Source organism: Blautia marasmi (assembly GCF_900258535.1).
Classification (GTDB): domain Bacteria; phylum Bacillota; class Clostridia; order Lachnospirales; family Lachnospiraceae; genus Blautia; species Blautia hominis.
Genome location: NZ_OIWX01000001.1, coordinates 787153 through 802915, shown reverse-complemented (window position 1 = coordinate 802915; position 15763 = coordinate 787153). Strand labels below are relative to the sequence as shown.

Sequence of the window (15763 nt, the reverse complement as noted above, 5' to 3'; positions counted from 1 at the left end):
CTGTGGTATCCTGGATGTATCAAAAGAAGATGCGTATCGGGGATACAACAGAACAAGGTTTTTATTTTATGGAGGAGGTAAAACATGAGACCAACGATCAAATATTTAAGCGACGCGGAAGTAATTCGGGTACATGAAAAAGCATTGGAGATGCTGGAAAATCTGGGGATGAAATTTGAGGGTGCAGAGGCAAGAGAATATTTTGCAAAAGCCGGAGCAGAAGTATCCGGACAGATCGTTAAGATACCCCGCAGCATCATTGAGGAAGGACTGAAGACAGTTCCAAAGAGAGAGGAGTTCGTTTTATACGGAAGGACTCCCGACAAAGACGTACATGTGAAAGACAGGGTTCCGTCTCTGGCTGCTATGACCATGGCTACCCACGTACTGGACCCGGAGACCGGGCTGCGCAGAAAAGCTACAGACAGAGACCTGGCCCTGATCACAAGGATCATGGAAAAGCTGGATACCGTAACCATAGCCAGTGCGCTGGTCACACCTCAGGATGTGCCTATGGCAGCGTCAGACTGGTATACCTGGGCCACCTCGATCAAAAATACTACAAAGCATATTACCGGGGGAGCTGTTGGAAAAGAGGGGGTGCGGGATGCTATAAAAATGGCCAGCCTGGCAGTGGGAAGCGAAGAAGAATTCCTGAAACGGCCATTTATATCCTTCTGGGTCCTGACCATGCCGCCGCTCCGTGTGGATGAGAATACGTCGAATGTTTTAATGGAGGCAGCCGTTCATAAAGTTCCCTCTGTCATCAGTTCCGGAGGAATCCTGGGTATGACATCACCTATGTCAGTGGAGAGTGCGCTGGTGCATACCCATGCGGAGACATTGGCTTGTATTGCCCTGTCACAGTTAGTAAATCCGGGGGCGCCTGTCATCTATTCCAGCTATGTGCGCAGTATGGATATGAAGACTATGTGTATCAATATGTCCTCACCGGAGAGTATCATCATGAAGGTTGGCATGTCACAGATGGGGGATTACGTGGGTCTGCCTACGAAAATGCCGGCCAATCTGCGTGACGGCAAGGTACTGGATGCACAGGCCGGATTTGAGACCGGCATGGGCGGACTTGCGGGAGCATTGAGCTGTGACTTCATCGTCTCCATGCAGCTTGACATGGACCTTATGGTGGACTTCGCGGATATGATATATTCGGATGAATGTATGCAGATCCTCCAGCGGATGGCCCGCCCTCTCAGCTTTGACGATGAGACGCTGGCCTATGACAATATGGAGGAGGTAGGTCCGGGTAATACGTTCCTTGAGACAGACCATACATTTGAGCATTTCAAAGAGGAGATCTGGATGCCTAGATACATGGAAAGGGGTACCTGGGAGAACTGGGAGGCAAACGGCAGCCGGGATATCCGCAAAGTATGCGCGGAGAAGGTGAATGTCATGCTGAAAGAATTGGAGGATTATGAGATCCTGCCGAAAGAAGTGAGGGATGCCATTGACGCTGTGGCGGCAGGTTCCACGGAGAAGGCGAAGAACATCAAGCGTTAGAGGGGAGCGGATGCTTATGGATAAGACAAAAGGCAAGACCATAGGGCTGCTGGCCATGGTGGTAGTCGTCACGATTTACGGTGTGTCTTATATTTCCAGAGCTGTGATCAGTGAATACCTTCCTACGGTAGTGATCCTGGGAATCCAGATGGCGATTATGACGATCTTGTTTACCGGATATAATCTTTTGACGAAAAAAAAGATGAAGGTTAAGACAAAGGATTGGGGTCTTATCATCCTGTCCGGCTTGTTTGGCACCACCTTTTTCCATGGTTTCACGATTCTGAGTGTTACCTCCATAGGCGCTACGGTTTCGTCCCTGCTCTTTGGGTTTGCGGCTGTTTTCGCATTGATCATGGAAATTGTGTTTTTCCACAGGAAGAAGACAAGATTGGGGATTTTGGGAATCTTGATCTCCCTTGTAGGGGTATATATCCTGATGGGGGTAAAAATAGGGGACCTGATGTCCACCAATTTCAAGGGATATGCCCTGTGCCTTCTGAGCACTGTTTCCTGGGTGGTCTACTGTTTCCTGACAGACAGGATATCATCCGGTTACGAGAAGACGGTATTGCTGAACTACCAGGCGCTTGTGGGCGCTGTCACCACACTGCCGTTCTTATTCTTCTATCAGATAGAGCCGTCGGTTTTGGCAAAGCCTTCCGTCTTCATGAATTTGATCGTGCTGGGCGTGTTTAATTCTACATTTGCTTATTTTTTGAACATTTTTGCAATCAAAAAGATTGGTGTGCTGCTGTCGAACCTGATGCTGGATTTTCTGCCTGTAGTCACGATCCTGATCTCACTTGTGCTGTACAAGACCATACCTACAGCCAATCAGATAATCGGAGGTATTATTATTCTGGCTTCTGTGTTTATGCTGGATAAAGACCAGAGGAATCTGGATGCGCAGTCATGAGATAAAGAAGAGATAGCAGAAAGCGGGCTGTCTGTTCCTGAAAGGGAGCGGATGGCCTGTTTACTGTTTACAGGCCGTCTCAAATATCTCCCACAATATCCTGCAGTGCCTCCAAAAAGCGGAGTGCCAGTTTACTTATCATCATATGTTCATTGCGGATCTGTCCCACAGTGAGTTTCCCCTGTCCGTTTATGGGAATATAGATCCAACTTTCATCATGCAGGGTGCCGGGGTAGGCGCCTGCTGTAATACAGTAGGCGTCACTGTAGAGCATCAGACTTGTTGCACTGGAGCGGTCAGAGACAATGAGATGCTTGCTGATGTGAAGGGGCTGCAGTATGATCTCTGACATCGAGTAGGTGTTGCTGTGGCTTTGGTTGTAAGTAAGAAAAGGGTATGGGGCCAAATCCGGTAATGTGAGACATGGTTTTTGAGCCAGGGGGTGATTCCTGCGCATACAGGCATAGGGCAAAGTTTCAAATAAGGGTTCAAAGATCAGATGGGCTTCTTTGAGAACACGTTTTATAACGGTACTGTTTAAAGGACTCAGATACAAAAGCCCCACTTCGCTTTTTAGTGACTTTACATTGTCAATGATTTCCTGGGTCTGCGTTTCAATATACATAAATTCATAGAGTTCATCCTTTACAGATTCCACCACCTTTGAAAATGCTTCCGAGGCAAAAGGATAGTGTTGGGAACTGACCGTAAAATAGTGCTTTGTCACACTTCCAATCTCATATCTCTTTTCCAAGGTATCCATCTGCTGGAGCACCTGTCTGGCATAAGCCAGGAATTCTGTACCCTCGTCAGTGAACAAGACGCCTCTGGGGGTTCGGACAAATAAAGTCTTTTGTATTTCTTTCTCCAGCTCAGCGATGGATTTTGACAGACTGGGCTGGGCGATATATAATTCCCTGGCCGCTTTGCTGAGCGAGCCGTATTCGGCTATAGAAGCCACATATCTTAATTGTTGTAATGTCATAGAAACCTTCCTTGTAACAGTTCAGCCTTCCACTGTCCCGCGAGGTGTTGCCTTGCATTTGCAAGGCAATCCCGAGGCAGCCACGCGCCAGACTGCGATTTTTGCAGTCTGTGTGCATGCTTTTGTTGCTATGAAGCCGAAAGGCTGAATAGTAACCCTTCCTTCAGCATATCGCTGATAAAACCTTCCAAAATACATACTCTATGAAAAATAAGCGCAGATTTGCCGTACTGAAAATCTGTTTGTATGATTTTACCACACTGAATCTATAGTTTCAAGCTATGGCTAGTGAATTCTTTTAACTATTTGTATTTTGACTTAGTTTCATTTTATAATAAGTTTAATCAAAAAAGCATAAATCTATTTCAAAAAACAAATAAATATTTCAATGTATAACAAAAGTGAAACATTATAATGCATGAAAGAAGAGTTGTCCGGAAACTCTTTTTAGGAAAAGTTTATGTTTTTTTGTATAGTTGTGTAAAGATGATCATACATCAGCGCTGATGTAGCGTAACAGCACTGGAAATAGCTTTAGGGACAGAATAACCTGTCGGTATTCTAAAAAGCTATAACCGTTCTGGGATACGGGATTAGAAATGGGGTTTAACAAGAAGGTGTTTGACAAAATGTATGGAGGTAAGGAATGAAGAATACAGAAGTGAAAAAACATAAAAAGGGTTCGATCAACAGTCTGGCATTTTGGCCGGCATTCGCAGGTTTAATATTATTGCTGCTCATTGGGATCTTTTTCAAAGAGCAGCTGGCTTCCGTCCTTAATACTATGCTGTATGGAATGGCAGACAGTATCGGATGGGTTATCAATCTGTTTGCACTGGTCTGCTTTTTAGTTGTTATGTATATTATGATCAGTAAATTCGGTGATATCAAGATAGGCGGGGAAGACGCCAAGCCGGAATTTACTAAATTCCACTGGATCGCCATGACTATTTGCGGAAGTATCGGTACCGGGCTGTTGTTCTGGGCCATGGGGGAACCGCTGTATAACTTTTTTGAGCCGCCCGCATACGCAGGCTGCCAGCCAGGATCCCGCGATGCAGCTATCTTTTCCGTTTCACAGGTGATGTGGCAGTGGTCCTTTGTTGAGTTTGCACTGTACGGAGCCTGTTCCGTTGTCTTTACGGTGGCTGTTTATAACCGCCGTAAAAAACTTCAGTTCAACTCTGTGCTGGATCCTGTATTTGGACGTCGCCAATGGCTGGAAACACTTATTCACGGAGTTATGATCTTTGCCATGGTTGGTGGATGCGCGAACTCCATGGGCGTTGGTCTGATGCAGATCGGAGCAGGGCTTGAATCTGCTTTCGGGATCAGCCAGTCTAATATGATCTATTTTTTAGTCGCAGCGTTTATTGGTGTCATGTTCGTGATCATGAGCGTTTCCGGTATCCATAAAGGCTTGAAATATGTATCTACCATAACGTTCTTCATTTTCTGCGGCCTGTTGATCTATGTCTTTATCTGCGGCGATACTGCATTTATAGGCAAGCTTTCCACAGAGTCCTTTGGTAAGATCCTGGACAATTGGGGGTCTAAGACTTTAGTCAATAATACGCTTTCGGATGATACCTGGTATGCCAATTGGATCGTTCAGTATTGGTCTTCCTTTATTCTGTACTGCCCGGTATTTGGTATGTTTTTCTGCAGGATGGCGAAAGGCCGTACCCTTCGGGAGTTCCTGGTAGTCAATGTGATCATTCCTGCCATTTTCTGTATCACATGGATCGGAGTTTTCGGCGGACAGACCATCAGTCTGCAGACCAGCGGAACCATGGATGTGTGGGCAATGGTGCAGGAATCCGGTATGCAGGCAACGGTGTTCCAGATCATTAAATCACTGCCCATCGGAAATATCGTGCAGATCGTATTCATTATTGCCATTATCGGCTCCTTCACCACAATGGCAGACCCCATAGCCTCTGTTCTTGCCACAATGTCTGTACATGGCTTGACGGTGGATGATGAAGCGCCTAAAAAATTCAAGATCATCATGGGGCTGTTGATCACAGCCACCGCTTATACAACGGTTGCCACCGATGGGGTCAATGCCGTAAAAGCCATGTATGTGGTGCTGGGTGCTCCGATCATGCTCATAGTGGGAATCTGTATCATATCCTTTTTCAAACAGGCAAAGGAGATTAAAAAGTATCCAAATGACCTGCTTCCGGAATCCTCGGAAGAAGATAACGAGTAAAGATGATATGCAGCTTTGGGGGTACGGAACCGTTAGAATATTATAAGAAAAGAGAGGTATTGCTATGAAATTAACACCATACGAACAGGATATGCTGGACGGTAAATTCGGCCGTTTCAAACAGATCGCGCTGGAAAATGTTTTAAAATATGCCCGGGTCGTAGGCGCGGAGGAACTGGTTGAGATAACAAAATCCACGCTGTATTTTGGGGCACACTCCTACCTGGAAACCTGCAAGGCAGATACATATGATGAAATCTTTGCAAAGATGTATCTCTGTACAGATGAGAAAGTAGAATTAGGTGAATTTGAGAAGACCTGTTACTGTCAGACCTGCGTTGCTCCATGTGACCAGTATGAGTATGAGGTGACACATCTGCCGAAGGAATTGTTTGATAAGAACACGGAATATTTAAAACGTACCCTAAAAGCCGGATGCTGCATTGCAGGCTCCTGTACACCGTATCTGAACGGCTGGGTGCCGCTGTTCGGAGAACATGTGGTGACATCGGAATCCAGCAATATCACTATGAGCAACTCTGCTTTCGGTGCAAGGTGCAACGCGGATGGGGAAGAGGCGATCACATGGATCTCTATCTGCGGACGTGCTCCGAAATGGGGATTTTATCTTCCGGAAAACCGTTATGCGGATACCATTTATCATATCGAATGTAAATCAGAGACAAGGTTTGACTGGGATATTATCGGCTACACGGTGGGGCGTATGCTTCCCTCAGCAGGAGTTCCTGTTCTGACCGGCGATTTCCACAGACCTACATTGACCATGCTGAAACAGTGCTTTACAGCTATGGCAACCACAAGCGCATGTGAGATGTGTCACATTGTTGGCGTGACGCCGGAGGCTCGTTCCCTGGAGGATGCTCGGGGTAATAAGCCGCTTAGAGGTGAATTTACGATCACACAGGAAGATTATGAGGAGTCCCGCCGCCAGATCTGCAGCGCAGGGGAAGGCAGGATCAATTTTGTCCTGATGGGATGTCCTCACTACAGCCTGGAAGATATTCAGCAGGTAGCCGCTTATATTGACGGTAAGAAAGTGGCAGATGGGGTGGAGTTCCATGTCTGGACAGATATGTCCACACTTGCCATGGCAAAGGCCAGCGGTTTTGTTAAGACCATAGAGGATGCCGGAGGCAATGTATTGTCAAGCAGCTGCGCAATGGTTATGGACCCTGCGGCATTTGAACATGTAACAGCCATGGTGACAGACTCCGGCAAACAGGGACACTATATGCACTCCTGCTTTGGTGCAGGCAGGCATGTTCCAATCTATTATGGTGATATCTGTAAATGCATTGATGCGGCGGAAGCAGGCTACTGGAAAGGAGAAGCGTGATGGAGAAAAATATAATAAAAGGACGCGGAGCCTATGAAGGTGTTATGGAAGGGGAAGCGCTGGTTCTTCCTGACAGTGTACAGGGATGGGCCGGCCTGGATGAAAAAACAGGTATTATCATTGAGGAGGCAAACAGTAAATACGGAGCGTATATCGGGGGGAAGATTTTGATCCTTCCCTGCGCTAAGGGAAGTAACGGATGGGCGAGTCATTTTTACTCCGCTTCCGTGGCAGGACATAAACCAACAGCATGGGTGATCGAAAAACTGGATTCCCGCTGTGCTGCCTGTATTGTGGAACTTGGCATACCCGCTGTGGTGGAGACAGAGGAGGAAGCCTGCAAGATCATTCATGACGGAGATTATATTCGTGTGGATGGGAATCAGGGGACGGTAGAGATCCTCAGGAGAGCGGAATAGAAAATAGCTGTAGAATTTTGTGATTTCTGTATATTTAAAGAAAGACATCCATAACCTTATGATAAATGGAATGTAACGATTCAGTATCAGTGCATTTACTGCGCTGACCGTAAGAACGTGTAAAGCAGTCATGCGATTCTGTATGGATTTTCGTTTATAACTGCAGTGCTGAACAGTTACAAACAAAAGTACGCGATGCCGGACTTTCTATTATAAAATATTTCATGCATTGGAGGGAGTATGGATGTTCTTTTATTATGATGCCACATATCTTTTGGTTCTCGCAGGGGTGATTCTCTGCGTGATCGCCTCAGCGAATGTGAATCAGACCTACAAGAAATACAGTACCGTGGGGAATGCCAGGCAGATGACGGCAGAACAGGCAGCCAGAACTATTTTAGACCAGGCGGGAATCCGTCAGGTTAGAATTGAAAGAGTGGGTGGAAACCTGACAGATCACTATGACCCCAGAAGCAAGGTGCTGCGCCTGTCGGAGACCGTTTACAATTCCCAGTCTGTGGCAGCCATCGGCGTGGCGGCCCACGAGTGCGGCCACGCCATTCAGGATGACGTGGGGTATGTGCCCATTAAAATAAGAGGAGCCATTGTTCCGGTGGTAAACTTTGGTTCTGCCCTCTGCTGGCCGCTGTTTCTTATCGGCCTTCTCATGGGAGCGCCGGGGCTGGTAAATGCAGGAATTATTTTGTTCTCTCTTGTAGTTGTATTCCAGCTTGTGACGCTCCCGGTGGAGTTTAATGCCTCAGGCAGAGCGCTCCGCATTCTGGACGGGACGGGGATCCTGTCGGGAAGCGAGCTGCAGGGAGCGGGAAAGGTGCTCCGGGCAGCCGCGCTGACATATGTTGCATCTGCCCTGTCAACCATTTTACAACTTCTGCGTTTGGTACTGCTTTCCGGACGGCGGAGAAATTAGATACTACCGCATGACATATCCCAATGTTGCAGATAACCTTTTTACAGCTGCAACAAGTGTTTCACTGATCGTACGCTCTTCTTCCCCGGTCAGTGTGTTTCCGCTGATGCTGATAGCACCCAGAGGTGTGTTGGTGTAATTCATCACAAGAGCGCCTACGCAGAATATATTATATTCATTTTCTTCCCTGTCCAGAGCATAATGCCGTTGTTTGATCTCACTGATATCCTGCAGCAGTGCGTGAACATCTGTAATGGTATGCTCTGTGAGAGGCTTTACATCAAATTTTTCCCAACGTTCTATGATCTCATTGTTGGAATAAGCGGACAGGATGGCTTTACCGGCACTTGTACAGTACAGTGGGGATCGGCGTCCTACGTTGGTATATACAGAGAAGGACGGTGCAGTCTGTCCAATACTCTGAACACATAGAAGCTGGTTGTTATCTTCAATGGAAAACTGGGCGACCCGGCCGGTCTCTCTGCTCAAATCTGCAAGTGTGGAGTTGATCAAAGATATCTGGTCCAGATTCTGGACAGCATTGATGCCCACTTCATAGGCCTTTAACGTAAGGCTGTATTCATTATTGTTTCGCTTCTCAATATAACCGTTTTCCACTAAGGTATAAACCAAACGGGAAAGGGATGCCTTGCTGATATTTATTTTATCATGTAATTCAGCTAATGTCATATTGCCTGTACGGGATATAGTCTCGAGAATCTGAAAAGCACGGTCAATAGCCTGAATGGTTTCCATTTTTTGTATTGCTTTGCTCAAAGTTATATCCTCCTTCTTAAAATAGTATTTTTTTAATTATACCGTTATATCAGGTAGTGTGCAAGAAGATTTTTGAACGCTAAGTCTTAATTGTGGTTTATTATATGGAAAATAGAATTTCTAATAGTTAAAATGAAATGTTCTTACGCTTAATGAAATAAAACTGTTTTGGGTTAAAATGCATAAAAGCACAGGGTAAAGCTTATGCAATATTTTTTGATATAATATTTGAAAAGTGAATTAAAATATTATAAAATGAAATAAATAGATAAAATAGAAATATAAAATAAAAAAATGAAACAAAGGAGAGGGAAATGGAAGAAATGAGACGCGTATCGCTGTCCATGTTCAGCGATCAGGACATGCAGAGAGTACATGATTATTCTATGAAACTGTTGAAAGAGAATGGTGTTAATATTCCAAGTGACAGAGCAATTGATCTTTTCAAAAAACATGGTTTTCGTGTAGACGGCACACAGGTCTATATGACAGAGTCACAAGTAAGAGATGCTCTGGAGAAAGCACCCGCCCAGTTCGTGATGAATGGCCTGGATTCTAAAAAGCGTATTCATCTGGGTGGTGGTGATTATGGTGTTCCAGGTCCTATTGGGCCTGTAAATGTAACAGATTTGGATAAAGGCCTGCGTCAGGGGACCTTACAGGATGTAATCAATCTGGTTAAGATCTACCAGGGCAGTAAGGTTATGACCATGAACTCTAATAATGGGGTTGAGGCCAATGATGTGGATCCTGTGAACCGTCATCTGGAGATCATGCGTGCTGTGTTGAATCACACAGATAAACCTTTCTACACAAAATTGTTTTCTTATAAAGAGATGCATCAGGCAATAGATATGGTGGAGATCGCTGCCGGTGAGAAACTCCGGCCGGGCGGAAAAGTATATCTGGCACCGGGTTCTGCACCTTCCATGAGTCCCATGTCTTACAGCCGTGAAGTGGCGGACAATATTATTGCACTGGCAGAACGGGGACAGGCTGTTACCATGGGGACTGCCACAAGTACGGGAGTCACCGGGCCTATCCGTATCTTCGGCACCATCACCATGCAGAATGCGGAGGTCCTTGCGGGTATTGTTCTGGCACAGCTGGTCAATCCAGGAAATCCTGTGGGTTACGGTGTCGGAGCCTGCCCAGGTAATATGAAGGGAGCTACTTACTGCTGTGGTTCACCGGGACGTGTTATGCTTCAGATCGGTTCCATGGAGATGGGAAAGAAATTTTATAATCTGCCCTCCAGGACCATTCCTTACAGTACAGATGCCCTTAACTGCGATATCCAATGCGGTATTGAGTCTTATGAGGGCACTATGGCAAATATCCTTTCCAATGCAGATTACCAGTTGTCTGAGATAGGTACTTTGGGCGGTCTGATGACTACATCCTATGAGAAGACCATCATTGACGAGGAGATCACCAGCCGTCTGCTTTATATCAGGAATGGAATTGATGTCTCAATGGATGCAGCCTCTCTGGAATCTATTATGGAGGAAGGGAGCGGCGGTCAGTTTATTACCAGTGATGATACACTTGACTATATGTATGATTCCTGGTATCCGGACTATACAGATTGGAACAGCACCTATAAGACCAGGCCTATGGGGGATTATACTTATGTTCTCCGCCGTGCAAATCAGGAGTGGAAACGCCGTATAGAGGAGGCGCCGGAAACGCTGCTGGATAAGAGTGTGGCAAAAGAAATTGATGCTTATGTGGAAAAACACAGAAAATAATAAAATATCACCATGTATATTACCTGTAAATGTTATGTTTTCATTTTAGGTGATCACATATGGAGCGTTAGGGGAATGTCCTTGATATCCGCGGACATTCCCTATATTAAAAGTAAAATAAAAGTGAAACAAATATATGAAAAATGAAATGAATGAAAGGAGATTGAATCATGGCAAAAGCAAAAGCAACCGCAGACACCAGTCTTTGCAAAGGCTGCCGTTTGTGTGTAGGCGTATGTCCGGTGGAAGCCATTGAGCCTCTCACGGAGATCAACAAAAAAGGATATGAGATCATTCAGATTCACGAAGATACCTGTATAGGCTGCGGACAGTGTTACAAAATCTGTCCTGATTATGTATTTACCATTGAGTAGGAGGAGGCAGAAAAGATGAGTAAAGGATTTCAGTTGATGAAAGGCAATGAGGCGATCGCTGAGGCTGCCCTTCGTGCAGGATGCCGTTTTTATGCAGGCTATCCGATCACTCCCCAGAGTGAGATCTTGGAATATATGTCAGCCAATATGGCGGACCGGGGAGGGGTTTTTATCCAGGGTGAGAGTGAGATCGCAAGTATGAGTATGCTTTGGGGAGCAGCAGCGTGCGGGGAGCGTGTTATGACAAGCTCTTCCGGTCCGGGCTATGACCTGAAGCAGGAAGGCATCTCCTATCTTTCTTCTTATAATCTTCCCGCGGTAATCATAGATGTTATGCGCTATGGGGTTGGTGACGGTGAGATCACGGAGGGACAGGATTCCTACTGGCTGGCTACAAGAGGCGGCGGACACGGAGATTCCAGACAATTGGTCCTCACACCTGCTTCCGTGCAGGAATGCGCGCAGCTTACCTATGAGGCGTTTGACCTGGCTGAAAAATACCGCACCGTAGTGATCATTTTAAGTGACGGCGGGATCAGCCAGATGATAGAGAAGGTAGTCCTTCCTGAAGCCAAGGAACATGACAGGAGCAAATTTGACTGGGCGATCAAAGGCGAAAAGAAAAAAGATGAGCCCAAAGTAAAAGTGACCAATCTGGACCGTTCCATGAATTATGAAGAGTATGACGCCATGATGCGGAAAAAATTCTCTGATATGTATCATAAGGAGCAGCGCTATGAGAACTTTATGACAGAGGATGCAGAGCTGATTCTGGTAGCATACGGTATTTCGTCCAGGATTTGTAAGTCGGCAGTCAGAAGGGCAAGGGAAGCGGGCATGAAGCTGGGTCTGATCCGCCCCATCACCGCGTGGCCTTATCCTAAGAAAGCCTTTGAGAATCTGCCGAAAGGACTGAAGGGGCTTGTGACAGTTGAGATGAGCCTGTCCTCCCAGATGGGCCTTGATATCCGCTTGGCTACGGAATATAAGGTTCCGCTGTACGGTTATCTCACATCAAAATATGTTCCCACGACCCAGGGAATCGTAGACTTCTGCAGGGAGATACTTGCGGGAGATGTTAAGGAACTGGAGGTATATTGATATGGCAGCAAAAATGAAAAAACCGGAGATGATCAACCAGCAGGTGGGATGGTGCCCAGGCTGCGGACACGGTATCATACAGAGACTGATCGCAGAGTGCTGCGAGGAACTGGGAATGGCGGAAAAGACCATTCAGGTCGTGGATATTGCCTGTGCATACTGGTCTATTGATACTCTGAACTGTGACGGGATCGCAGGCCCTCACGGGCGGTGTGCAGCAGTGGCAACCGGAATTAAAAAGATCTATCCGGATTCCAATGTATATGTACATGCAGGGGACGGATGTTCTTATGTGATCGGACTTTCCGAGACCTGTTACGCGGCACAGCGGAATGTGCCCATTACTATGATCGTGGTAAATAACGGCATATTTGGTATGACAGGCGGGCAGATGTGTCCTGCTACAACACTGGTAGGAGATAAGACCGTCAGCAGTAAAAAAGGAAGGGACGACAAAGTGGCAGGAGAGCCCTTTGACATGTTGAATATCCTTCAGAATTATAAAATCGCATATGCGGCAAGAGGCTCCCTGTGCGACCCGAAACAGATTGACCGGACAAAGAAGATGTTAAAAAAAGGATTTGAAAACCAGAGGGATAAGAAAGGCTTTTCTATCATAGAAATCCTTTCTCCATGCCCTACCAACTGGAAACTGTCACCGGCAGATGCCATGAAGAAAATGAAAGAGGAAAATGAAAAGGTATTTCCGGTGAAAGTATATGTGGATAATGGGGGTGAAGAATAATGGCTGATATTATGTTTGCAGGCATCGGCGGCCAGGGTGTACTGACTGCCGGAAAGATCCTGATCGAGATAGCGGCGGAGAACGGCAAAAACGTGAGCTGGACAAGCGAGTATTCCGCTGAGATGCGCGGCGGTATTGCTCTTTGCCGTGTGGTGGTATCAGATGAGGAGATCGGAAGTCCGTATCCGGATTACCTGGATGTCCTTTGCTGTATGAATGAGGATGCTTATGACAAATATGTGCCCGATATGCGGGACGGGGGAAAAGTAGTGATCAACCGTTCTGTATTTGGTCAGAAACAGTTCCCTGAAAACGTAGAGGTATATGGTGTGGATGCGGTGGGGATCGCTTCCGAGATGGAGAATCCCAGAGGCTTGAATCTGATCATTCTGGGAGCCATGATCAAGGCCACCGGCATGATGGATGTCAACGAGTTTGCTGATACGCTGGAAGCTTATTTCAATAAAAAGGGCAAGGCAAGTGATAAGAATGTGCAGTGCTTTATGATGGGATATGAAAGAGCAGAGAAGATGCAGTGAGGGATAGAGCATGGATTTGAAAAAGTTATTAAAACCAAAAACAGTTGCCATTGTAGGTGCCAGTGAAAAAGCCGGTTTTGGCGGTGACACCACCCGCAATTATCTGAAGTTTTCCAAAAATCTGGACAATCTGTATCTGGTAAATCCGGGAAGGGACAGTATTTTGGGACAGAAAGCATATCACTCCCTGTCAGAGATTGATGGGGATGTGGACCTGGTGATCTTATGTACTCCCCAGAAAACCATACTGCCTCTGTTAAGGGAGGCGGCAGAGAAAAACTGCGGAGGCGCCGTGGTATTTGCCAGTGGATACGGTGAGACAGGTGCAGAGGGAAAAGCACTGCAAAAAGAGCTGGTCAGCGAAGCCGACCGCCTGGGAATCGCTGTCATGGGACCAAACTGCGCGGGCTTTGCCAATTTTGTTGACGGCATATTTGCCTTTGCCTTTCTGGTGGAGGAGCGGGACCGCTTTGGCAATATCGGAATGATATCCCAGAGCGGACAGATTGTGCTGGGAGGGCTGGACAGCCCCAATATGGGATTTTCCCATGTGATATCCTCCGGCAATTCCTGCAATGTAAAGGTAGAGGATTACCTGGACTTTTTAGTGGAAGACGATGACACGAAAGTCATTGCTGCGTACATAGAAGGCATTACAAAACCAGGAAAATTGGTGGAAACATTCCGCAAGGCTGCCTTGAAAAAGAAGCCTGTTGTGGTATTGAAGACAGGACGCTCCGGCAAAGCGCAGGAACTTGCCGCCTCTCACACAGGTTCTCTGTCGGGGGCAGACAAAGTCCTTCGGGCTGTATTCAGACGTTATGGCGTCATAGAAGCCAGGGACCTGGAAGAACTGTGCGGACTGGCTGCAGCGTTCTCCTGGCTTGAAAGCCTGCCAAAGGGGCAAAGATGTGTATTTATGAATGTATCCGGCGGGGAAGCCGGGGTCATGGCCGATCTGGCAGATGAATTCGGAATACAACTGGCAGATTACGATCCCGAGACAAAGGCGTATCTGCAGACTTTGGTTCCGGATTACGGTTCCGTTAATAACCCGTTTGATATGACGGCAGGGATCGGATACAACACACCGGTTATGGTGCAGGCCATGAAAGCCATCTCCAGGGATGAGCGCGTGGATGCGATATGTATTGCGTATACCATCACACCCAAGATATGGGATGATACCATTTCCCATATGGTGGAAGCCGTATCTATTGCCAGGAATGATCCGGATATGAAACCTGTATTCTGGATTCCTTTCATTGAGCACTCCAGGCATCAGGAAAGTGCGGATATTCTGCGAAGGGCAGGTGTTCCGCTGCTTCCTTCGGGACGGTATGGATGCCGGATATTGAAACAGATCCTGGATTTTGCGGGCTTTGATTTCCAGGATACAGAAGCGGCAATTCCCGAAAAAAAACATAAGACTTCCAGAGGACTCAGCGAATATGAGAGTCTGAATTATCTGAAGGATCATGGCGTACCCATACCGCCTCAGGCGGTGGCGGCCTCGGCAGACGAAGCTGTGTTAAAAGCTGCGGATCTGGGATATCCTCTGTCCGTGAAAATACATTCTGCTGATATTCAGCATAAATCTGATGTTGGCGGCGTGAAATTAAATATAAAAGACGAGGCAAATCTGCGGGCGGCATTTGAAACCGTGATGGATAACTGCAGGAAAAATGCGCCGGATGCAAACCTGGAAGGGGTATTGTTAAAACCTATGCTGAGGGCAGGGGTTGAGATGATCATCGGTGTGAACAACGATAAAGATTTCGGCCCTATGATCATGGTTGGAATGGGCGGTGTGTTTGTAGAACTGTTCAAAGATGTGCAGCTTGCTCCTGCACCCCTTACCAAAGAACAGGCCCGCAGGATACTGGAGAACCTGAACTCTTATCCCCTGCTGAACGGTTACCGGGGCAATCCGGTGTGTAATAAAGAAGCATTGGCTGATCTGCTGGTAAGTATCAGCAAAATGGCAGCAGACGGAAAGGACAGTATAAAAGAACTGGATATCAATCCTGTCTTTGTGACAGAGGAAGGTGTGTCTATTGCAGATGCATTGCTGATACAGTATGAAGATACATTCTAACAAAAATCCATCGCCCAAGGTGATTCCC

The 15763-nt window shown here is 46.6% G+C and carries 14 protein-coding genes; 12 read left to right on the top strand and 2 right to left on the bottom strand.

Features of this window, described 5'->3' with window-relative positions; all coding sequences use genetic code 11:
• Positions 1-84 precede the first annotated feature (84 nt).
• Together C6P39_RS03410 and C6P39_RS03405 are read left to right on the top strand one after the other, a co-directional pair.
• Complete coding sequence (locus C6P39_RS03410; RefSeq protein WP_095173313.1) at positions 85-1524, top strand: trimethylamine methyltransferase family protein; 1440 nt, start codon at positions 85-87, stop codon at positions 1522-1524.
• A gap of 16 nt (positions 1525-1540) precedes the next feature.
• Positions 1541-2443 carry a DMT family transporter gene (locus C6P39_RS03405; RefSeq protein WP_095174319.1) on the top strand — a complete coding sequence of 301 codons (903 nt, stop codon included), beginning with the start codon at positions 1541-1543 and terminating at the stop codon, positions 2441-2443.
• Between the two features lie 79 nt (positions 2444-2522).
• On the opposite strand, the gene C6P39_RS03400 is transcribed toward C6P39_RS03405, so the two are convergent.
• Positions 2523-3428, bottom strand: a complete 906-nt coding sequence (locus tag C6P39_RS03400; protein WP_095173314.1) for a LysR family transcriptional regulator — start codon at positions 3426-3428, stop codon at positions 2523-2525.
• Between the two features lie 646 nt (positions 3429-4074).
• Between C6P39_RS03400 and C6P39_RS03395 the strand changes: the two genes are divergently transcribed.
• The 4 genes from C6P39_RS03395 (at position 4075) to C6P39_RS03380 (ending at position 8350) form a co-directional block, all read left to right on the top strand.
• Complete coding sequence (locus C6P39_RS03395; RefSeq protein WP_104802825.1) at positions 4075-5643, top strand: BCCT family transporter; 1569 nt, start codon at positions 4075-4077, stop codon at positions 5641-5643.
• Between the two features lie 64 nt (positions 5644-5707).
• Complete coding sequence (locus C6P39_RS03390) at positions 5708-7000, top strand: aconitase X (protein ID WP_095173316.1); 1293 nt, start codon at positions 5708-5710, stop codon at positions 6998-7000.
• The gene (locus tag C6P39_RS03385) at positions 7000-7419 is read left to right on the top strand and encodes an aconitase X swivel domain-containing protein (protein ID WP_095173317.1); all 420 of its coding nucleotides are present in this window, start codon (positions 7000-7002) and stop codon (positions 7417-7419) included. The genes C6P39_RS03390 and C6P39_RS03385 overlap by 1 nt, the downstream gene beginning before the upstream one ends.
• A 244-nt stretch (positions 7420-7663) precedes the next feature.
• Positions 7664-8350, top strand: coding sequence for a zinc metallopeptidase (locus C6P39_RS03380; protein WP_104802824.1), 687 nt, complete (start codon positions 7664-7666; stop codon positions 8348-8350).
• Between the two features lie 3 nt (positions 8351-8353).
• On the opposite strand, the gene C6P39_RS03375 is transcribed toward C6P39_RS03380, so the two are convergent.
• On the bottom strand, positions 8354-9127 hold the full coding sequence (locus tag C6P39_RS03375; RefSeq protein ID WP_095173319.1) for an IclR family transcriptional regulator: 774 nt from the start codon (positions 9125-9127) through the stop codon (positions 8354-8356).
• A gap of 314 nt (positions 9128-9441) precedes the next feature.
• On the opposite strand from C6P39_RS03375, the gene C6P39_RS03370 reads away from it, so the two are divergent.
• The 6 genes from C6P39_RS03370 (at position 9442) to C6P39_RS03345 (ending at position 15735) form a co-directional block, all read left to right on the top strand.
• Complete coding sequence (locus tag C6P39_RS03370; RefSeq protein ID WP_095173320.1) at positions 9442-10878, top strand: trimethylamine methyltransferase family protein; 1437 nt, start codon at positions 9442-9444, stop codon at positions 10876-10878.
• 170 nt (positions 10879-11048) lie between these two features.
• Complete coding sequence (locus C6P39_RS03365; protein WP_095173321.1) at positions 11049-11252, top strand: 4Fe-4S binding protein; 204 nt, start codon at positions 11049-11051, stop codon at positions 11250-11252.
• Between the two features lie 15 nt (positions 11253-11267).
• A complete protein-coding gene (gene vorB / locus C6P39_RS03360; protein ID WP_095173322.1) occupies positions 11268-12353 on the top strand; it encodes a 3-methyl-2-oxobutanoate dehydrogenase subunit VorB in 1086 nt (361 codons plus the stop codon).
• A 1-nt stretch (position 12354) separates the two neighbouring features.
• A complete protein-coding gene (locus tag C6P39_RS03355; RefSeq protein ID WP_104802823.1) occupies positions 12355-13098 on the top strand; it encodes a thiamine pyrophosphate-dependent enzyme in 744 nt (247 codons plus the stop codon).
• Positions 13098-13637, top strand: a complete 540-nt coding sequence (locus C6P39_RS03350) for a 2-oxoacid:acceptor oxidoreductase family protein (protein WP_104802822.1) — start codon at positions 13098-13100, stop codon at positions 13635-13637. The genes C6P39_RS03355 and C6P39_RS03350 overlap by 1 nt, the downstream gene beginning before the upstream one ends.
• A 10-nt stretch (positions 13638-13647) precedes the next feature.
• Positions 13648-15735 (top strand): acetate--CoA ligase family protein, encoded by a 2088-nt coding sequence (locus tag C6P39_RS03345; protein WP_104802821.1) that lies wholly within the window; start codon positions 13648-13650, stop codon positions 15733-15735.
• The last annotated feature ends 28 nt before the right edge of the window (positions 15736-15763 follow it).